Origin of the sequence: uncultured Rothia sp., from assembly GCF_916049665.1 — a bacterium.
GTDB lineage: Bacteria > Actinomycetota > Actinomycetes > Actinomycetales > Micrococcaceae > Rothia.
In genome coordinates this window covers 1-20,516 of the sequence record NZ_CAJZIE010000043.1, presented here as the reverse complement: position 1 = coordinate 20,516, position 20,516 = coordinate 1, and the positions used below count along the sequence as shown (strand labels likewise).

At 60.3% G+C, this 20,516-nt stretch carries 15 protein-coding genes; 4 read left to right on the top strand and 11 right to left on the bottom strand.

Annotated features, from left to right (window positions below; all coding sequences use genetic code 11):
- Positions 1-1,376 precede the first annotated feature (1,376 nt).
- The 3 genes from groL to QZ540_RS05485 form a co-directional block, all read right to left on the bottom strand.
- Positions 1,377-2,999: a chaperonin GroEL gene (groL, locus tag QZ540_RS05495; protein WP_294628302.1), complete on the bottom strand. Its 1,623-nt coding sequence runs from the start codon at positions 2,997-2,999 to the stop codon at positions 1,377-1,379.
- Between the two features lie 350 nt (positions 3,000-3,349).
- The gene (locus QZ540_RS05490) at positions 3,350-3,922 is read right to left on the bottom strand and encodes a LytR C-terminal domain-containing protein (RefSeq protein WP_294628301.1); all 573 of its coding nucleotides are present in this window, start codon (positions 3,920-3,922) and stop codon (positions 3,350-3,352) included.
- Between the two features lie 272 nt (positions 3,923-4,194).
- Positions 4,195-4,509, bottom strand: a complete 315-nt coding sequence (locus QZ540_RS05485) for a DUF3263 domain-containing protein (protein WP_294628300.1) — start codon at positions 4,507-4,509, stop codon at positions 4,195-4,197.
- Between the two features lie 151 nt (positions 4,510-4,660).
- On the opposite strand from QZ540_RS05485, the gene QZ540_RS05480 reads away from it, so the two are divergent.
- Complete coding sequence (locus QZ540_RS05480; RefSeq protein WP_294628299.1) at positions 4,661-5,332, top strand: uracil-DNA glycosylase; 672 nt, start codon at positions 4,661-4,663, stop codon at positions 5,330-5,332.
- 163 nt (positions 5,333-5,495) lie between these two features.
- Here the strand turns inward: QZ540_RS05480 and QZ540_RS05475 are convergent, their stop codons facing one another.
- The 8 genes from QZ540_RS05475 to QZ540_RS05440 all read right to left on the bottom strand — a co-directional run bounded on the left by QZ540_RS05475 (position 5,496) and on the right by QZ540_RS05440 (position 16,457).
- Positions 5,496-7,649 (bottom strand): threonine/serine exporter ThrE family protein, encoded by a 2,154-nt coding sequence (locus QZ540_RS05475; RefSeq protein WP_294628298.1) that lies wholly within the window; start codon positions 7,647-7,649, stop codon positions 5,496-5,498.
- Positions 7,650-8,056: 407 nt separating this feature from the next.
- Positions 8,057-8,335: an HPr family phosphocarrier protein gene (locus QZ540_RS05470; protein WP_005504506.1), complete on the bottom strand. Its 279-nt coding sequence runs from the start codon at positions 8,333-8,335 to the stop codon at positions 8,057-8,059.
- 234 nt (positions 8,336-8,569) lie between these two features.
- A complete protein-coding gene (gene ptsP / locus QZ540_RS05465) occupies positions 8,570-10,264 on the bottom strand; it encodes a phosphoenolpyruvate--protein phosphotransferase (protein ID WP_294628297.1) in 1,695 nt (564 codons plus the stop codon).
- Between the two features lie 99 nt (positions 10,265-10,363).
- Positions 10,364-12,370: a fructose-specific PTS transporter subunit EIIC gene (locus QZ540_RS05460; protein WP_294628296.1), complete on the bottom strand. Its 2,007-nt coding sequence runs from the start codon at positions 12,368-12,370 to the stop codon at positions 10,364-10,366.
- Positions 12,371-12,556: 186 nt separating this feature from the next.
- The gene (locus QZ540_RS05455) at positions 12,557-13,507 is read right to left on the bottom strand and encodes a 1-phosphofructokinase family hexose kinase (RefSeq protein ID WP_294628295.1); all 951 of its coding nucleotides are present in this window, start codon (positions 13,505-13,507) and stop codon (positions 12,557-12,559) included.
- The gene (locus QZ540_RS05450) at positions 13,507-14,298 is read right to left on the bottom strand and encodes a DeoR/GlpR family DNA-binding transcription regulator (RefSeq protein WP_005504500.1); all 792 of its coding nucleotides are present in this window, start codon (positions 14,296-14,298) and stop codon (positions 13,507-13,509) included. The genes QZ540_RS05455 and QZ540_RS05450 overlap by 1 nt, the downstream gene beginning before the upstream one ends.
- A gap of 400 nt (positions 14,299-14,698) precedes the next feature.
- Entirely contained in the window at positions 14,699-15,178 is a 480-nt protein-coding gene (locus QZ540_RS05445) for a VanZ family protein (protein ID WP_294628294.1), read from the bottom strand.
- Positions 15,168-16,457 carry a histidine phosphatase family protein gene (locus QZ540_RS05440; RefSeq protein WP_294628293.1) on the bottom strand — a complete coding sequence of 430 codons (1,290 nt, stop codon included), beginning with the start codon at positions 16,455-16,457 and terminating at the stop codon, positions 15,168-15,170. The genes QZ540_RS05445 and QZ540_RS05440 overlap by 11 nt, the downstream gene beginning before the upstream one ends.
- Before the next feature lie 229 nt (positions 16,458-16,686).
- Between QZ540_RS05440 and QZ540_RS05435 the strand changes: the two genes are divergently transcribed.
- From QZ540_RS05435 to QZ540_RS05425, 3 genes are all read left to right on the top strand, one after another.
- The gene (locus QZ540_RS05435) at positions 16,687-17,661 is read left to right on the top strand and encodes an ABC transporter ATP-binding protein (RefSeq protein ID WP_294628291.1); all 975 of its coding nucleotides are present in this window, start codon (positions 16,687-16,689) and stop codon (positions 17,659-17,661) included.
- Positions 17,661-19,082 carry an ABC transporter permease gene (locus tag QZ540_RS05430; RefSeq protein ID WP_294628290.1) on the top strand — a complete coding sequence of 474 codons (1,422 nt, stop codon included), beginning with the start codon at positions 17,661-17,663 and terminating at the stop codon, positions 19,080-19,082. Before QZ540_RS05435 ends, QZ540_RS05430 begins: the two co-directional genes overlap by 1 nt.
- 177 nt (positions 19,083-19,259) lie before the next feature.
- Entirely contained in the window at positions 19,260-20,021 is a 762-nt protein-coding gene (locus QZ540_RS05425) for an HAD family phosphatase (protein ID WP_294628288.1), read from the top strand.
- Positions 20,022-20,516: the final 495 nt, after the last annotated feature.

The following is a 20,516-nucleotide window of genomic DNA, read 5'->3' as shown; positions in this document are numbered from 1 at the left end:
CGAGATAGCTTCAGGTGACTGGAGTTCAGACGTGTGCTCTTCCGATCTCAGCAACGTCATAACCTCATAGTGGTCCGTATGCGGGAACATATCCAGCACACGGCCCTGCACCGGCACATACGAGGGCATGCGCCCCAGATCCTTCGCCAAAGTCACCGCATTACAGCTCGAATACACCACACGGTCAATACCCGAACCCTCAATCCACGCGCACAAGCTCTCACCAATACCGCGGCGCGGCGGGTTCACCACCAGCATCTGCGGCACCGTGCCCGAAGACACCGCGAACTCCGGAGCATCCTGAGCCGAAAAACTCACGCCCTCCAGCCCATACTCAGCCACCGTGCGCTGCGCCGAAGCGACCGCCTCCGCACTAATCTCAATGCCCGTCACCGAGCCGCCGTCCATCACCGAAGCGGCATGCAGGGCAAAACCACCCACGCCACAGTACAGATCCCACAGCGAGCGCGGAGCCACCTCACGCACCCACTCACGACCCTGCGCGTACATCGCCTCAGCGACCTTCGTGTTCGTCTGGAAGAAGCTCTGCGGGCGCAGATGCAGGGTCAGGTCATTCACCTGCATCGGCAGGGTCTGACGCTCCGACAGGATAATCTCCTCGTCACCCTCAACGCGCGCCACCGGCTCACGCAGCAGATTCACCGACAGCACCGCCAGGTTCGGCAGCCGCTCCTGAAGCCAGTCCAGCTGGCGGCGAATCGGCACCAGAAGCTTCTTCGAACGCAACACAAAACGCACCATCAGCTCACCCGCCGCCGAAGCCGTCACCAGAATATTCTTCAGCTCACCGCGACGATTCGGAATGTCATAGGGCGTCAAATCTGCGCGCTGAATCAGCTCACGCAACACCGGAATAGCCGCCTGAATCGGCTCCATATAGAGCGGGCATTCTCCAAGATCCGTGGAGGCGCCCGTACGGTAATCCACAATGCCGAGGGTCGGGTTCTTCACCGAACCACCCACCACGAGCTTCGCCTTGTTGCGGAAGCCCGCCTCCGCACTGGTCACCGGGTCCAGCCACTGTAGCTGCGGGTAGTTAGCGAGCAGGGCGCGGGCATGCTCCTGCTTCGCCTGCACCTGCGCGGTGTAGGCGGTCTCAATGCTGGGGCAGGAGGAGCAGAGGTCATCACGAAAATAGGCGCATTCCATAAGGAGCCATTCTACCGCCTCCACCGCCGGGACAGGACGCATGGGCACACAAAAGCGGGGACGGCCACCCTTCATGGGTAGCCGCCCCCGCCTCTACGGATGCGTGGACCTGTGCCGGCTAAAGCACCAGCGTTAGGTCACCACCGAAGGCCACTCCGTACCCTTCGGATTCCATAACTTTTTGCCCCATCAGGGACAAAAAGTTATTACATCATTCCGCCCATTGCGTCCGCACCGGGAGCAACCGCGCCAGCGGGCTCCGGCTTGTTCGCAACAACAGCCTCAGTGGTCAGGAACAGACCAGCAATAGACGCAGCGTTCTGCAGAGCCGAACGGGTCACCTTCACCGGGTCAGCAATACCAGCAGCCATCAGGTCCTCGTACTCGCCGGTCGCAGCGTTCAGGCCGGTACCAGCAGGCAGGGAACGAACGCGGTCAACCACAACGCCCGGCTCCAGGCCAGCGTTAGCAGCAATCTGCTTCAGCGGTGCGTCGATAGCCACGCGCACAATGTTCGCGCCGGTAGCCTCGTCACCGGTCAGCTCCAGCTTGTCGAAGACCTTCACGCCGGCCTGAATCAGAGCAACGCCACCACCGGGGACGATACCCTCCTCAACAGCAGCCTTAGCGTTACGCACAGCATCCTCAATGCGGTGCTTGCGTTCCTTCAGCTCAACCTCGGTTGCCGCGCCAGCCTTGAGCACAGCCACACCACCGGCGAGCTTAGCCAGGCGCTCCTGCAGCTTCTCACGGTCGTAGTCAGAGTCAGAGTTAGCAATCTCTGCGCGAATCTGAGCCACGCGACCCTCGATAGCTGCTGCGTCGCCTGCACCCTCAATGATGGTGGTCTCGTCCTTGGTCACAACGACCTTGCGAGCGGAACCGAGCATGTCCAGGGTTGCTGCGTCCAGGGACAGGCCAACCTCTTCGGTAATGACCTGGCCACCGGTCAGGATAGCGATATCGGCCATCTGAGCCTTACGGCGGTCACCGAAGCCCGGAGCCTTCACAGCCACAGACTTGATGGAGCCGCGCATCTTGTTCAGCACCAGCAGAGCCAGAGCCTCACCCTCAACGTCCTCAGCAACGATCAGCAGCGGCTTGCCGGACTGCATGACCTTCTCCAGGACGGGGACGAGGTCCTTAACGTTCGAAATCTTCTGGTTCACAACCAGGATGTAGGGGTCCTCCAGGACTGCTTCCTGACGCTCCGGGTCGGTCACAAAGTAACCGGACAGGAAGCCCTTGTCGAAGCGCATACCCTCAGTCAGTTCGAGGTGCAGACCGAAAGTGTTGGAGTCCTCAACGGTGATGACGCCTTCCTTGCCGACCTTCTCCATTGCCTCAGCAATGAGCTTGCCGATCTCAGCGTCGCCAGCGGAAATAGAAGCGGTTGCAGCGATCTCTTCCTCGGTCTCAACTTCCTTCGCGGAGGAGAGCAGAGCCTCGGTCACAGCCTCAACAGCCTTCTCGATGCCGCGCTTGAGGCTCAGCGGGTCAGCGCCAGCAGCCACGTTGCGCAGACCCTCGCGGACCAGTGCCTGAGCCAGAACGGTAGCGGTAGTGGTACCGTCACCAGCAATGTCGTCAGTCTTCTTGGCAACTTCCTTGACGAGCTCCGCACCAATCTTCTCGTACGGATCCTCCAGCTCGATTTCCTTCGCGATCGAGACACCGTCGTTGGTGATGGTGGGGGCGCCCCACGCCTTCTCCAGCACAACGTTGCGGCCGCGGGGGCCGAGGGTCACCTTCACTGCATCGGCGAGGGTGTTCAGACCGCGCTCCAGGCCGCGGCGTGCCTCTTCGTCAAAAGCAATGAGCTTTGCCATAAGTGTCCTCCTGAACGATAGGATTTTCTCCCGCATCCCACTGGGATGCAGTACGTCTAAAATCGGGTCGCTACCCCTCCTCCGCGCACCCGTGACGACAGCCGTGACAGGGGTGCGGGCAGAGTAGGGCGCAGAACGCCCGAATGCTACATCAATTGTGGCACCCGCACCGGCGTGGAGCAAACGTTTAAGCCCAAGGTTGAAGCGTTAATCGCCCAGTGCTTAATCTGCGCTCATCAAGCCCACCAAAAGGGGCGTTAAAAGCATCAACCCCACCCGGTGCACGATTGGAATTGCACGGGTGGGGTTGAAAGAAAACTTGTAATTACAGAAGCGACGCGGGCTGGGTTTTAGCCGGTGTAATCCGACGCCAGAACCACAATCACCTCGTGGTTGCCCATCTCAACGCTAGCGGTCGCCTGGCGTACCTGCGAAATATCCAGCTTCGAGGCGATGCTCTGCGCCTGCGACTGGTAGCCCTCAGCGTAGTAGACCACGCTGGTTGCAGGTGCCGCGCCGGTGTAGTTCGCGGTCTCGCTGATGGTGTAGCCAGTCAGCAAAGCCGCCGCGCTGGAGGCGCTACCCGCCGGAGCAGACGCATTGTAGACCGCCACAGAGATAGACTCAGCCAGGCCGGTCTTCGTGGGGCTCGCCGAAGCGGAGGCGGTAGCCGGCGCAGAAGACGCCGACGCGCTTGCGGGAGCAGAGCTGCTCTTCGCGGTGGACGCCGAGTACTGCGGGGAGGCGGTGCGCGGCGCGTACACGTACATTGCGCCGCCAATCAGCAGGCCAACCACGCCGGCGGCGACCAGGGGGATAGCACCCTTGGGGCTTTTTGCCGGGTCGACGTTGACCGCGCGGTAGGTTCCGCGGCGGGCGGTGTTTTCGTCTACCTCGTCAAATTCGTCGCGGGGGTAGCTCATTTATCCTCATTTCACGGGTCTCTGTTTACCGGCTGGTACCGCGCCGTCCTGCATGGTGCGCGGGCGCGGCAGATGAAGGTGCGGTCTTGGTGTTCTAGTACCTAGAGTACCGTCTCAATTAGCGGGAACCAACGCGAACGCCCCGCAATCGGCTGTGAAAGAGACGGATACCGCACAGTGTTCAATCTCTACCTGAGCCTGAGGTGTGCGGTGCGATAGGAAAGCAACAGGGAGGCTCCAGAGCGGCATTCAGCACACCCCTCACTCTTGCGCTAGTCAGCGTCTCGTCGGGCGCGCAGAACGTCAATAATCTGCGGCGCGGCGGCGCGTACCCGCTCATCATCCAGCATCACGTTCAGGCGCTGATAGTAGGCAATCGGGGTGAACCCTGCGGCAATAATTGCCTTCTCTTTGGAGCCCTGGTGTTTGAAACGGCGGCGTTCCACCTCAAGGATGCGCCGCTCGACCGGGGACAGACCGCCGGGCTGCTGCTCTGCTTCCGGCTGAGTCTCTGCCTGAGCCTCCACCCCCGCCTCCGCTTGGGTTTCAGTAGTCTCAGCGGTTTCAGCGCGTTCTTGTTCTAGCACGTTGCCTCCTGTCTATGGTTCGCCTGCCGCGGCTGGCGTCTCCTAGCGTGCGTATTCGTCATCCCCTAGTCTAGAAGAGAAGTAACCGTAGCGCGCCCGGCACCGTGACCGCCGGAGCCGCATCAGCCCGAGGATATTCCCGAGGAGATTCATGAACCAGCCCCTCAGCAGCATTATGAGCGAGGATTGGGCGGCAGCCCTCGCCCCGGTCGAAGAGCAGATTCACGCCATGGGCGCTTTCCTGCGTGAGGAGCACGCGGCGGGTTACCGTACGTTCCCGCCTGCCGCCGATATTTTTAATGCGTTCCGCCGCCCCATGAGCCAGGTGAAGGTACTCATTATTGGCCAGGACCCTTACCCCACCCCCGGCAATGCGATGGGCCTGTCGTTCTCGGTGCACCGCGGCATGCCGCTACCTCGTTCGCTGAACAATATTTACAAGGAGCTTGAGGACGATCTGGGTATCGCTCCGGCTGATCACGGCGACCTGTCCTGCTGGGCTGATGAGGGCGTCATGTTGCTCAACAGGGTTCTGACCGTGCGCGAGTCGGATGCGGGCTCGCACCGCGGCAAGGGCTGGGAGGAAATCACCGAGTGCGCTATCCGGGCCCTGGTGGCGCGCAATCAGCCGCTAGTTGGTCTGTTGTGGGGTGCGGATGCGCGCAAGTGCGCACCCATGCTGCAGCCGTACCCGAGCGTGGAGTCGGCGCATCCTTCGCCGCTGTCTGCGCATCGTGGCTTCTTCGGTTCGCGCCCGTTCTCGACCGTGAATTCTCTGCTGGTGCAGCAGGGTGCGGAGCCGGTGGATTGGACGGTGCGCTAGGCACCGCAAAGAGCCTGGGCAAGGGCCCGGGTGGAGAGCCGGCGCAAGACCCAGTACAAGGGCATAGTGAAGGGGCGGTAGCCTATGAGTTGAACTCACAAGCTACCGCCCCTTTCACACACCCAATATATGCAATATTGGCTATATTCCCTTGAAAAGAGGGTTAAGATTCTGCAGTCTCTGCCGGTTCCACATTCCGCGGAGTCGTAAAATGCTGCAGCGCATACTGCATCGTGTAATTACCCAACGCAACACCCGAAGCCATCGCCACCACAATCGAAACCGCCGTAATCATGTTCTGCATACCCAGAATCACGTCCGTCTCAACCGTCAGCAGGTACATGCCGCGGAAGAACGACAGACCCGGCAGTAAGAACGTAATCGCAGGAATCGAGAAAATCGCCTGAGGCACATGCAGACGGTACGCAAAATACGTGCTCAACGCACCAATCACAACCGCCGCACACGCCGTCGGACCGCGACCGGTACTCGGGCCAGCCAGCAGCTCATAGCTGTAATACGCCGCCAAACCACAGCCCGTAATCAGCATCAGCCAGCCGACCTTCACCAGCTTCGTTTGCAAGGTAATCGCAAAGGTCGCAATCGCCACCAAGAAGAAGAACGACGCCACCAGCGGGGTCGTCGGCTCAAAACGCAGCTGCTCAATGTCCAGGGTCGGGCCGTTGAAAATATTAATCGCGCTCACCGCGGTCGCAATGCCAACCACCAGACCCAAGAAGCTCATACCCGTAGACACGAAACGACCCGCAGCCGTCACCGGGAAGCCGTTAATCGCGTCCTGAACAGCACCCACCAGACGCGGAGTCGGCAAGAACATAATCAAGCCCGCAGCCACCACCAGAGGCGCAGAAATCGCCTCCCCCTGACGCTGAAGCACCGAAAGAATGGACCCTTCACCGCCCAGCCAAATCGCCAAGAAGGTCATCAGACCCGCACTGGCAGCCATGCGGAAGAACGCCGGAATACCAATCGAACTCAACCACTGAATCAGCAGGTACACGGGAATAAAGATAATCGCCGCGCTCAACGCCGTCGCGAAGCTCGCGCCCAGCGCCGCCGTCAGGGTTCCGGCACACACCAGGTTCGCCAGCCACACCACCAAAGGCGGGAACGGCTTGGGGCGGTGCGTAATCTGGTTCAGCTTGAGGTCAGCCATTTCCAGGGTCATGCCGCCGCGCGTGATCTTGTAGATCAGCCCGTACACCTCAGAGAGCGCCTCATAGTTTTCCGTTGAGGACCGCACCACACGCACCAGGGTATGGGTGAAGCGCTCATCAGCGTTCGCGTTACGCTTGGCGATGCGGGACTCCATGTAAATATCGGGGTCCGAGGTGTAGTTGATGGTCACCGACTGGTTCGTAATATCGACTTCCACCGAGTCCAGCCCGTACGCCGAAGACACCGCAATAATCGCCGAGTCCACGTCCATAGCGTCCGCGCCGTAGTGGAACATCGCCTCCGCCAGACGCAGGGTGAAGTTCAGCGTATCGCGGGCGTACTCCTTCTCACGGCGGAACGCCTCACGACGCTCATGCTCCTCAGAGCGAATAGTCGGCACGAACTGGCGCTGAGCGATGCGCTGGGCACCGCGCGGGGCGGCGGGTGCCGCCTCCTCAGCGCGCACAAAAGAGCGGAGGCGACGCGAACCCCAGCGGCCGCCGCTACCGCGCCCCGAGAGGCCTTGCGAGCCTCCACCGACCAGCGGCACGGAGGTGGTGGGCATCGAAACTGGCCCGGTCTTCGGTGTAGCAGTAGGATCCGCACCGTATCGTCGGGCAGCGTGAGAGTTGGGCACCTGCGGGATCATGCCGGTCATGGGCACCGGCTGGGAGGGGCGGGTCAGCGCCGCCTCGGTCACCAGGTTGCTGGAGGTGACGGGGTTCGGGTCCTCACGGTACGCATCCAGGTCGTCGTCAGGCACGAGGGAGGGGTCAATGACGGTGCGCGCCCCATGATCGTGCTCGTGGGGGCACAGTTCCGGGCCACAATCGGGCTCTGCGGTCTCCTGCGGGGTAATGCCCATGTCGGCAGCAGCTTCCTGGAGCACCTCACTCACTGCTTCTGCCTTAACGGTGCCCTCGGAGTTCTTCGCGGAGGCGGCATGCTGAGCCAGCACGCGGCGCAATTTCTCGTCGGTGACCTGGTCTAGTGAAACCAGGGGAAAACCGCGTTTACCGGCGATGTAGCCCGCGGTGGTATTCTGCTCGCTTCCTTCCGTTGCGGCAGTGTTTGCTTCGCCTGCATGCGAAGCTTCCCGCGATGTGGGGGTCGCGGGGGTGTTCCTCGATTCTGCCAATGTCCCTCCCAGATAGACAGTGCCTTTTTAGTCTAACAAGGGCACGATTCTGCGGTAGCACTGAAGAGCAGAAATATCACTTTTCTGCCCGGTGATTTTGTGAGCAAAAAGCGCTCTGCGGCACTTACGGCAGAAGGCTTCATTGATATGAAGAGAAATCCAGGTCATTACTGCTCAGAAGATATTTTGGGAGATATTTCTAGAGCTATTTTCGAGGAAAAATAAAGGTTATATATACATTAAGATTTGCAGAGAAATATCTCCCACTCGCACCTCAATAAAAAAATGAATTATTCATAACAAAAAATATCCCGCCACCGAAGTGACGGGATATTCACGCCTTAAGGCTGTAGCCTTCACAGCATCCGAAGCGCACCGCTCGGGGTCACTTCAGAGACGAAAGTCAATTACTCAGCGTCGTGGTCGGTCTCGAGGATCTTAACCAGCGAGTCCAGAGCCTCTTCAGCACCTTCACCCTCAGCGCGCAGGACAACAACATCGCCGTGCTTTGCACCCAGGGACATCAGGGACAGAATCGATGCAGCGTCCATAGCCTCATCTGCGGGCTCGCCCTTAGCAGCGATGGTCACCTCAACGGGGAGGTCGCCAGCTGCCTCAGCGAAGATAGCTGCCGGACGTGCGTGCAGGCCAACACGGCTTGCAATAGTGGCTTCGCGCTCTGCCATTATGTTTCTCCTTTGATCAAGGAACCGAAAATATATCGGTACCTATTCTAAATGAACGGGGCGCTTCAGGACCCGCCCTTACTCTATAAATTGTACCGTTCAGCCATACGCTAACAAGTACAAAAAATGCCGGATGCAGAAATAAAACTCCGCACCCGGCATTTTTATGGACCCGGGCACCGCCTAGCACACCCCATCAAGGGGTGGCAGGCAGCACCGGAATCGTTTTAAGGCTTAGAGGCCCAGCTCGTCCAGAATCGGCAGAGCCTTGCGTGCGCTCTCCTTCGCCTCAGCAGAAGAAATCTGCTGCAGGGCGATAGCCGCAATCTGCTGTGCCTTCTCCTTGGTCACGGACTTCAGAACCGCAGCCACAGCGGGGATAGCGCCAGCGTTCATGGACAGGGTGTCAACGCCCAGACCAATCAGAACAACAGCAAGAGCCGGGTCAGCAGCAGCCTCACCACAGACGCTCACGTACTTCTTCTTGCCAGCGGTGACCGATGCACGCTGAGCGCCCTCAACGGTCATCTTGATCATCTTCAGCACTGCGGGCTGCCAGGGGTTGTTCAGGTGAGCCAGGTCGCCCAGCAGGCGGTCAGCCGCCATGGTGTACTGGGTCAGGTCGTTGGTGCCGATGGACACGAAGTCGACCTCGCCCAAGATAGCCTCAGCGTTCATCACAGCTGCGGGGGTCTCCACCATCACACCGTGAACGGGCAGGCCAATCTCCTTGAGCATGTTCGCGAAGTTGCGAGCCTCGGAGGTGGTCGAAATCATCGGAGCCATAACCCAAATGTCAGCGTCGGAATCCTCCGAAGCAGCCTTAATAGCCTGCAGCTGGCGGGTCAGAACGCCCGGAACGGTCCAGTCAGTACGGAAACCGCGAACACCCAGTGCGGGGTTCTCTTCGGGGTTCACGTTCAGGAACGGCAGGGGCTTGTCAGCGCCAGCGTCCAGGGTACGAACTACGATGTGCTTGCCGGGGAATGCGTCAAACACGGACTTGTAGGTCTTAGCCTGAGTCTCAATGGAAGGCTCAGCGTCGTGGCCCAGGAAGCCGAACTCGGTGCGAAGCAGGCCAACACCCTCAGCCTTCAGGCTTGCAGCCTTCTCAGCGGACTTGCCGTCACCAACGTTTGCGTACAGCTCAACGCGGGTGCCATCAGCCAGCACGCCCTTGCCGTCGAAGTCAGCGACAGGCTTGCGGTTTGCATACTTGATAGCCGCCTCGCGGTCAGCGTCGGTGGGCTCAGTGTCAACGATGCCCTCGTTGGAGTCAATGTACACGATGGTGCCGTCAGCAATGTCGGTCACGCCCTTAGCCGCCACAATAGCGGGCAGGCCCAGGCCGCGAGCCAGAATAGCGGTGTGTGCCTGGGGGCCACCGTCAGAGGTAATCAGGGCGATAACCTTCTCGGGGTCCAGGGTCGCGGTATCAGCCGGTGCCAGGTCAATAGCAGCCAGGATGAACGGCTCATCAGAAACCGGGATGCCGGGAGCCTGCTGACCGGTCAGCTCAGCAACGATGCGGGCACGCACGTCGTGGATGTCGGTCACACGCTCAGCCATGTAGCCGCCCAGAGCAGCCATCTGGTCAGCGAAGGAGGTTGCAGCCTCCCAGATTGCGCGCTCGGGAGCCATCTCCTGAGTCTCAACCAGCTTGATAGCGCTCTTGATGAGTGCACGGTCGGTAGCCATCTGAGAGGTGGACTTCAGAACAGCCTTGCCGTCGCGGCCTGCGTTCTCTGCGCGAGCGAGCAGGTCTTCCTTGACGCGGACCGATGCGTCCTTGATGCGCTGTGCTGCAGCCTCAGCGGTCTCGCCGTTCAGACGCAGACCGTCCTTGGGTTCCTCGATGGGCTTAGGCATCTGAAGAACGGGGCCAATAACGCGGCCGGCGTATACGCCGACGCCCTTGTAGGTAGTCATAAATTCATGTCCTATCTGTGGTTTGTCTACAGTGTAACGTGTTTTTTCACGCTCACGCCTGCAAACAGACGATCAAATGAAGGTGAGGTTATACGGCCTTTATGCGGATGCCTTAGAGCGGGCACCCACAGACTTCAGCACCACGTACACGAGTGCCGAAACAACGGTACCGGCAACAACAGCCACCAGGAACATCAGGGGGTTCTGTGCCAGACCGATAATCCAAATACCACCGTGCGGAGCCGGGGAAGCCACGTGCGCACCCATCGAAATAGCGCCAGCAAGAGCACCACCAACAATGGTCGAAGGAATCACGCGAGCCGGATCAGCCGACGCGAAGGGAATAGCACCCTCAGAGATGAAGGATGCACCCAGCAGCCACGCAGCCTTACCGTTCTCACGCTCGTTCTCGTTGAACAGCTTGGGGCGCAGGGTGGTTGCCAGAGCCATAGCCAGCGGCGGAACCATACCGGAGATAATGACGGCAGCCATGATTTCCTGGTTCACGGTCGCACCCGAGGACAGGCCAGCAGTTGCGAAGAGGTAAGCAGCCTTGTTGATGGGGCCACCCAGGTCAGAAGCCATCATGGCGCCCAGGATCAGACCCAGCAGCAGAGCGGAACCGCCAGACATGGAGGTCAGCCAATCCTGCAGGGTGGTCATAACCCAAGCCAGGGGCGCACCGAGCAGCAGGTACATTGCCAGGCCAGCAACCAGAGAAGTCACCAGCGGGGTGATGACCACGGGCATCATCGAGCCAAGCCAGCGGGGCAGCTTCAGGGTACCCAGAGCGTACGCAATCAGACCGGCGAGAATACCGCCAACAATACCGCCAAGGAAGCCCGCGTTTACCGCAAGAGCCACCGAACCGGCGATGAAGCCCGGAGCAATACCGGGACGCTGAGCCAAACCGTACGCAATGTACGCGGCAAGAGCCGGAACCATCAGGCTCAGACCGAAACCACCGATGGTCTGCAGAACAGCACCCAGGTACAGGGTCCAGTGCACGTCACCGAGATTGAACAGGGTTGCCGAGTCGAGAATCGCCTTGGTGTTCACATCGCCAAGGTTCGGCACCGTAATTGCCTCGAAAACGAAGCCCAGGGCGACCAGAATACCGCCGGCGGCAACGAACGGAATCATGTAGGAGATACCGGTCATCACAGCCTTGTAGATGCGCGAGCCCCAAGCGCCTTCGGTAGCGCCTGCGCTGTCCTCACCGCTGGATGCGGCAGCGGCAACGCGCGCACCGTTGGGGTTCTTAGCCTCAGCCAGAGCCTCCGCAATCATTTCCTTCGGCTCGTCAATACCGCGCTTGACGGGGGACTCGACGAAGGGCTTACCCGCGAAGCGGTTACGCTCACGCACGTTCACGGACACCGCGAAAATCACGGCGTCTGCGGCATCAATATCAGCCTGGGTCAGCTTCTCGTTACCCGAGGAGCCCTGGGTTTCAACCTTCAGGTCGTAGCCAAGCTCTTCAGCCGCGTACTTGAGGGCGTCCGCAGCCATGTAGGTGTGAGCAATGCCGGTGGGGCATGCGGTCACAGCAACGAGCTTCTTCACCGGAGCGGAAGCGGCGGGGGCTTCCTTCTCAGCAGCAGGTGCGGCGGCGGGCGCAGCCTCGGCAGGCTTAGCCTCTGCCTTCTTCTCGCCCACGCCGAGCGCACCGTTGACCAGCTCAACAATCTCTTCAGCCGAGGAGGCCTCGCGCAGGGACGCGGTGAAGCTCTTCTTCATCAGGGAGCGTGCCAGAGTGGACAGCAGCTTCAGGTGTGCCTGGTCAGCGCCGTCCGGTGCAGCGATGAAGAAAATTAGGTCGGCGGGGCCGTCCTTTGCACCGAAGGAAACTGCCGGGTTGGGGCGTGCCATTGCCAGGGTCGGCTCGGTCACGGCAGCGCTACGGCAGTGCGGAATCGCAATACCGCCGGGGATGCCGGTGTCGGTCTTGGATTCGCGTGCCTCGGCAGCCGCGTAGAGCTGCTCGAAGTCGGTTGCGCGTCCGGCATCTACGACTGCCTGGGCGAGCTTGGCAATTACGTCGAATCGGGTCTCGCCGAGGTTCTCGTCCAGCAGGACGAGATCTGCGGTGATCAGATCAGACATATTCCCTCCTCGGGTATGTGTTGGGGCGGGGATCCGCTCAGCGGTGCCGAGCCTCTCCCCTATATGAGTTCAAGGTGTGTGCAACCTGTGTGTGTTGTGTTCGTATATGCGTGTGGGTGTTGAGGTAACACCCCTGCATACATTCCTTTTTGGGAATATATGCAGGTCAGTACCACAAAACCCAGCCTAAAGCTGCAGCTGACGAACAGTGACCTTCTCAGGAGTGGTCTGCTCCAGCGAAGGCATACGGGTACCCGGAAGAGCAGCAGCAGCCGAACCGTGAGCTACCGCCTGAACCAGGCAACCGGGGGCATCCTCACCGCGAGTGTGAGCAATCAAGAAACCGGACAGCGACGAGTCACCGGCGCCCACAGTGCTACGAACCTGAATCGGCTCGTGCACAGCGTGCCAGATACCCTGCTCAGTGACCAGCACCGCGCCGCCGCCACCGAGAGTGGCAAGCACGTACTCGATACCGTCGCCGAGCAGCTTCTGGGCGGTGCGGGCGGTCAGCTCGGGGCTAGCCTCCAGCTCATCCCAGTTATCGCTACCGGTCAGCTGAGCCAGCTCCTCCGAGTTGGGCTTAATCAGGGTGGGCTTGTGCTCACCGGCGACGGTCGCAATCAGCGGGGCCTCAGAGGTATCAATAGCAATCTTGCCCGTATAACCGGAGGCACGCAGTACCGCCACCAGCTCGGAGTAGTAGGTCGGCTCCAGGCCCGGAGGCAGAGAACCGGCCAGAACCACCCAGTCAGCACCCTTGGAACGCTCAACCACCAGCTCGTCCAGCTTCTGACGCAGCTCGGCATCAAAAACGGTGCCGGGGGCGTTCAGCTTGGTGGTGGTGCCGTCCGGGTCAACCACGGTGATGTTCGAGCGGATCGGCTCACCGGTGGGCAGGTTAGCGAACTCGACGTCCACAGCCTGCAGTGCGGTCAGCACCGGGTCGGTGGCTTCACCGGGCACAATGGCGAGGGTCGGCACACCGGAAACCTGCAGGGCGCGGGAAATATTCACGCCCTTACCGCCGGGATCCTGCACGGCACCAACAGCACGCTGCACGGCGCCGTGTGCCAGGGGTGCACCGAGTTCAATGGTGCGGTCCAGGCTGGGGTTTGCGGTCAGAGTAATAATCATTAGGCAATCACAATCTCGACATTGGCGGCCTCGAGTGCCTGACGGAGGGCACCTTCGGGCTCGCGATCGGTAATGAGGGTGTCAATATCCTCAAATCCGGCGAAGCGGACCAGGGATTCCTGACCGAACTTCGCGGAGTCACAGAGCAAGACAACGCGGCGGGCCGCCTTGCAAATTGCGGTCTTGACGATGGCTTCGTTCATCCCGGGGGTGGAGATGCCGAAGTGGGCTTCAATACCGTTGGCACCGATGAAAGCAATATCGGGACGCATGGTGCCGAAGTGCTCTGCGGCGCGTGCACCAACAGCAGCCCAGGTCATCTTGCGCAGCTGGCCGCCAACCAGTTCAAGGGTGACGCCTTCGGCTTCGGCGAGCTTGACTGCAATGTGCAGTGCATGGGTGATGACGATGCGGTCGTTGCCGGTCTTGAGGCTGAAGTTTTCGGCGCCGATGTGGTCGGCGAGAATTTCGATGGTGGAGCCTGCGTCCAGGACGATGGAGCCTGCCTCGGAGTCGCGCAGCATCTGGTATGCCTTGGTGGCGATGCGGCGCTTTTCGGGAGTGTTCATACCCTGTCGGGAGGAGATGGAGGACTCCAGGGAGGTGGACTGCTCAATGGTGACAGCACCACCGTGGACACGGCGGAGCTTACCTGCCTCTTCCAGTGCGGCGAGGTCACGACGCACGGTCTCCATGGTCACATCGTAACGGCGCGCAAGGTCAGCGCCGTTGACACGACGTGCGGAGGCAACAAGCTTTGCAATTTCGGCACGGCGTTCTTCTGCGAACATAAATCTGGTGTTCCTTTGGGCTAGTGGGAGGAAATCTGTGCGTTCTTTTCTGCGTTCTGCTCGGCTTTCAGGACCGTGAGAGACATGGTTTCAGTGAGCCAGCAGAACACTTGAGGGTAATACTTGATTTTATGTGGGTTTTTGTGGGTAAGTCAATATAAAACGCTGTATTTACCGGAATATTACCCGATTGTTCCCTACCGAAACCACACCCATTTGCGAGCTGTTGCCTGTTTATGTCTGTTTGACCTAATGAACTGTTGGGTTTTCCCGCTCCCCCCTCATCCGCACAGTATCCAACACCTACACGGCGCCCTCACAGGGTAAAAAGTGGAGGCGCCAGCTCCGAAAATCCTCAGCGAGAATCCTCGAAACCGGCGCCTCCAACAGGCACAGATCCTTACTTACCCTTGCGTTCGCGACGCGCACGACGCCAACGATGCACGCCCAGAGCACCCGCCGCGCCCAGCAGAGCACCCGAGCCGTTCATCAGCACATCCACCGGGTCGCCCGTACGATCCGGCATGAAACTCTGAATCGTCTCAATGCAGGCACTGACCAGGAAGCCCGCGTACAGCACGTGCGGGCGAGCCTTCGGCCTCAGCAGCAGGGCGAAGAGAAAACCGCCCGGAATGAACATAATGACGTTCGAGAGCTGCTCGATACTCGAATAGGTGATGAACGCGGGCAACCAGCCCTCGGCGTGGCCGGTATCCAGCAGCTGCGCCAGACGACCACCCATCTCGTTATCGTCCACGTGCACGGGGGCGAACACGATACTCGCCACCACCGCGCAGTACAGCGCCGTGACGGGCCAAAGAATCAACCGCCACACGCGAGCGCCAGACTGACCGCTACCGGGTTGTCCCTTACCAAACAAGGCGACCCGCCTCGTCGAACTGCTTAGTCGAATCCCACGCGAACAGGCCCGGCACGTCAATCGTGAGCGGCTCGGCGTTCGGCACGGTCACGGTCCATTCTTCACCGGCTGCGGCGGAGAGGGCACGGCGGATAAAGCTACCGTGGCTGACGGCGATAATCTTCTGGTCGCCCGAGGCTTCAGAGAGTTCACGCACGATACCGCGCAGGGTGCGCACCGCGCGAATGTACACGTCACGCTCGGATTCCACGTTCGGGTAGTAGCGTTCCGGGGAGCGACGTTCAGGGGCGGGAATGTCCAAGCCCTCGCCGGCACCGTAGGCGCGCTCGACCAGCTCGGGGTAAGTCTTGTGTACCTGCAGGTCGAAGTGTTCACCGACCAGCTGCGCCGTCTCGTGGGCGCGGGAGAGCGGCGAAGACACCAGCACGGTGAATTCCAGGCCCATGTCGGCGAGCTTCTTGCCGGTGGTGCGTGCCTGCTCGCGGCCGGTGTCGTTGAGCGGAATATCGGTGATGCCCTGCATCAGGTTCGCCTTGTTCCAGTCGGTCTGGCCGTGGCGGATCAGGGTGAGGGTCGTGTTCTCGGCGCCCGCCGGTACCTCTTCGGGGCCCAGTTCGGGCTCGAGGTGCTGCACGAGCAGGCGGTCAATCGCGTCGTCCAGATACTGCAGGGGCACCTCAGTGAGGGAGGCGTTCACGGGGATCGGGTAGATGCCGTCCTCGTTGAGCAGTTCGGGGTGGCGGTCAGCCAGCAGGGCGGTCATGGTCAGGGCAATCAGCATGCCGTGCGCGGCGACCACAACGGTCTGACCTTCGTATTCGCGGCGGACGCGGTTCAACGCCGCGAGGGAGCGGGCGAGGAAGTCCTTCTTCGGCTCCACGTTAAATGCGTTATTGGACTGGCGGGAGGCGAGAATCAGCTCGCGGGTCGCAACCTGACCCTCCAGGTCGCCGAAGGAGCGTTCCTGGAAACCGTCAACGGCACCGCGGTAGGGTACGCCCAGGCCTTCGGCTACGATTTCGGCGCTTTCTACGGCGCGGGACAGGGGCGAGGAGACGATAGCGTCCACGGTGGTGCCGTCGGCTTCTGCCTGCTTCAGGGCGCCGATGGCGGTGCGTACCTGCTCGCGGCCGGTGTCGTTGAGGGGGATGTCGGTGCCACCCTGGAATCGGTGGTCGATATTCCAGTCGGTCTGGCCGTGGCGCAGGAAGATGATGCGGGTTCCTGCCTCGGGGTTGGGTACCGGAGTGATGATGGGGGTGTTCTGTGCGTCGGTCATCCTTCTAGTATGGCATTGCCCCCGCGCAGTTCAAGGGGTGCGCGGCTTATCCTTTCTGATGAGGTGCGCTCATCCCGCGGTATGAGCTACGGGGCGGTTGAGTACCCGGTCGGGCGAATTTTTTCAGGGTTTTCCCATATTTTTCAGCCCCCAGACGGAGGGTTGAGCCGCCGAGAAGCTGAGATGATAGAAGGGTACTTCCGTTAGTTCATACCCAATGAAGGTTGTCATGACGCAGAATCCTCAATCTCAGAACCCGCAGTTCCAGGCTCAGAACCCGTACTCAATGACCCCTCCGCAGGCGGCGCAGCCTGCCGGTCAGTATTCCGCTCAGCCCGGTCAGCAGGGTCAGCCGAGCCAGGCAGGTTATTACCAGAATCAGCAGGGCTACCCCGCTCAGGCACCTCAGCAGATGCAGCAGGCGCCCTTCGCACGCGGCGCGATTATTTCTGCCCGTAACCTGCACAAGTCGTACGGCAATAACCCGGTGCTACGTAACGTGAGCCTCGATATTTTCCCCGGCGAGTCCGTGGCGATTATGGGTCCTTCCGGTTCGGGTAAGACCACCCTGTTGCACGCGCTCTCGGGCATTATCAAGCTCGATGCCGGTTCCGTGCTGTTCAATGGCCCCACCGGTCAGGTGGCGGTGGAGTCCCTCAGCGAGCGTGAGCGCACCTCCCTGCGCGCTAACTCGTTTGGTTTCGTGTTCCAGCAGGGTCTGCTGGTGCCCGAGCTGACCGCGGAGGAGAACGTCTCCCTCGCCGCGATGATTGCCGGTGTTCCCCGCCAGCAGGCGCGTTCCATTTCGGCTGATTTGCTGAACCGTCTGGGTTTGGGCCAGATGCTGGACCGCCGTATGGGTGAGATGTCTGGCGGTCAGGCTCAGCGTGTGGCGATTGCCCGTTCCCAGGTGAATGGTGCCCCCGTAACTTTTGCGGATGAGCCGACCGGCGCGCTGGATTCGCAGACCGCGCGTGAGGTGATGGCTCTGCTGCTGACCATGATTCCGCAGCAGGGTAAGACTCTGCTGGTGGTTACTCACGACCCGAACGTGGCTGCGGCGTGCTCCCGCGTGGTGTACCTGCAGGATGGTCAGATTGTGAGCGATCAGCGCAATAGCCAGGGCGGTGTTCCCGCACAGAACCCCGGTGCTCAGAACCTCGGCGTTCAGAATCCGGGTGCTCAGTCTCAGGCAGGTGCATAATGCAAATCTATGCTCTACTCGCCAAGCGAACCCTATGGAGTTCGCAGGCGATTCTTCCCGTGCTGGCTTTTGCCGCCTCCTCGGCACTGTTTTTGACGGTTGCCGGTGGCGTTCAGGCGCTGAGCACTTGGCTTGACCACGCCGCCAACGTTGACCACGAGCTGGTGAACCTGATGGGCATTCAGAAGCTCTACATGGGTTTGGCGTGGGTTGCTGCTCTGGTGCTGGTTGTTCCGCTCTTTACCCTGGGCGCTTCGGCTGCTCGTTTGAGTGCCCGCCGCCGTGACGAGCGCCTTGCGTCCCTGCGTCTGATTGGTGCCTCCACGACCCTGATTGTGGGTCTGTCGGTGGCGGATGCGCTGGTGTACTCCTTCGTGGGTTTCATCATCGGTCTGTTGCTCTACCTGGTGCTGATTTTCCCGTTCGGTGCCATGCACTTCATGAACGTTCCGCTGGGTGCTGAGAATATGCTCCTGCCGGTAAGCATGATTTTCTACTGCTTCCTGGGCTGTATGGTCCTGGCGGCTCTGAGCTCCCTCTTCGGTCTGGCGAAGGTCAGCATCAGCCCACTGGGTGTGCGTACCCGCGCAAAGGCTGGCTCCGCAGGTTACATTGCCATGGGTATCGGTGTTGTTCTGGTGATTGCCGTGATGATTCTGGCGTCGACCTCTACGGGCTTCAAGATGTTCTCGCCCTTCCAGGACGGCGGTGCGGATAGCGCTATTAAGAACCTGGCGATTTTCATTGCTCTGCCGGGTCTGCTGATGATGGTTGCTATCGACCTGATTGGTACCTTCCTGGTGTGGGCGTACGCAAAGATTCGTGTGCGCATGACCCAGAAGGCGTCGGTTCTGCTGGGTTACCGTGCGGTGCTGGAGTCCCCGCGCGGGGCGTGGCGTCAGGTTTCGGGTGTGGCGTTGTCAACCTTCTTGGTGACCTTCTTTGGCCCCATCCTGATTCTGGCGGGTGAGATGAACAAAACGGCGAAGGAGGTAGGCCCCGCCGCCGGCCCCTTCATGACCATCATGGCGGACATGTTCCAGGGCATGCTGCTCATGCTGTTCTTCTCGTACCTGCTGGTCACCCTCTCCGCAGTGCTGAACCAGAGCGCCGCGATTTACGAGCGCGGTTCGCTGTACTCTTCGCTGAATATGATGGGTACCCCCACGAGGCTGCTGCAGGCTTCGCGCCTGACCGTGGTCTTCGGCCCGCTGGTGCTCATCAGCGTGATTTCCGCACTGCTGGGTCTGCCGCTGACGGCGTTGATTGCGGCGCAGGGTCTTTCCGGTGAGATTCTGACGAAGATGTTCGGTATGACCTTCGGCGCTATTGCGCTGGGTCTGGCGCTGGTCTATGTGGGCCTGTTGGCGACCATTCCGTTTATGCGTCAGGTGACTCATAAGCCGGTGTCCGCTCTCTAAGCTGTTTTAGCTGCTACCCTCCCGTTGCGTCCGTTCTGGATGCGGCGGGAGGGTTTCTTTATGTGGTTTTCCGTCCCGCCCGGTCTTCCGATCCGTGGGCGAGGCGCGGCCCCGCATGTTTTCTCACCCACTGTGCCACCGCTTCCATAGCCCACAGCCCTGTGAGAGACTGACATTATGTTTGAACACACAGTACCCTCCGATTGGTTCCCCTGCTGCGCAATCTTCGACTGCGACGGCATCCTCCTCGACTCCGAGACCGTCTGGAACGATGTGCAGCGTGAGCTTTTCGCCCGCTGGTCTGTTCCCTTCACCGAGGAGGTGGAACACCGCCTCACCGGCCTGGCGGCAGCCGACGTCGCCGAGGAGCTTGCCCTGCTCTCCTACGAGGCGCAGAACGGTCACAAGGCGGATGTTGCCTCCGCAGAGTACGCCGAGCACCATAAGCGCGTGATGAAGGACCTGCTCACCACCGAGCACGAGGTCATCAGCTCCGGCGTGGACCTGATTGAGGGTGCGCAGGAGTTCCTGGGCTTCCTGAGCGAGCACATGCCCGTTGCGGTGGCGTCGAACTCTACCGCAAAGATTCTGACCCTCAAGATGGAAAGCTACGGTTATGCCCCGCTGGTACGCACCTGGGTCAGTAGCAACGACGTTCCCACCGGTAAGCCCGCCCCGGACATGTACTTGGAGGCGGCGCACCGCCTCGGCTTTGAAGGCAACGAGGCGCTGGCGTTCGAGGACTCCCCCGCCGGTGCGCAGGCGGCACGTGACGCCGGTACAAAGGTCATGATTTACGTTCCGGAAGGCACCGACCCGGCAAAGGCACCGGCCGGTTTTGGGCGCTTCGATTCGTTCAAGGACCCGCAGCTCTGGGAGGCGGCACGCATCTGGATCGCCAAGCTTGAGGCGGCGCAGCAGTCTGAGGCAGCTCAATAGTCTGAGGCAGCGCAGAACTAAGCACGTACCGCAGACGCCTCACCGCGCCACCGCCTCACCTGATAGGCAGCATCAAGAAAGACCCCCGGCCCGCTCCTCAAGGAGCAGACCGGGGGTCTTCTATGCTTATCAGCTGCCTCTCTAGCACCCGCTCTTGTAGCCCTTTGACCTCATCAGCACTTTCACGGAGCGCTACTTTTCCAAAGTCTCACTAAACGGTACCAATACAAAACATCACGAGAACCTGAACATTGGCAGGTTCTCGTGATGCTAGGTGTTATAGAACTCCAAGGATGCTTATTTCGGCTGTTGCTTATAGAAAACAAAAGCGTACAGGATACTCATAAGTAGAACTACAACCTGAGCCAAAGGGTCAAGCCAATACACTTGTAAAATTACCACAGCTAACATAAACAATACGGATTTTATGAAGGATGCTGCAGGTTTTACGTAGTTCTTATTTGCACGATATGCAGAGTACCCAACAACTCCACA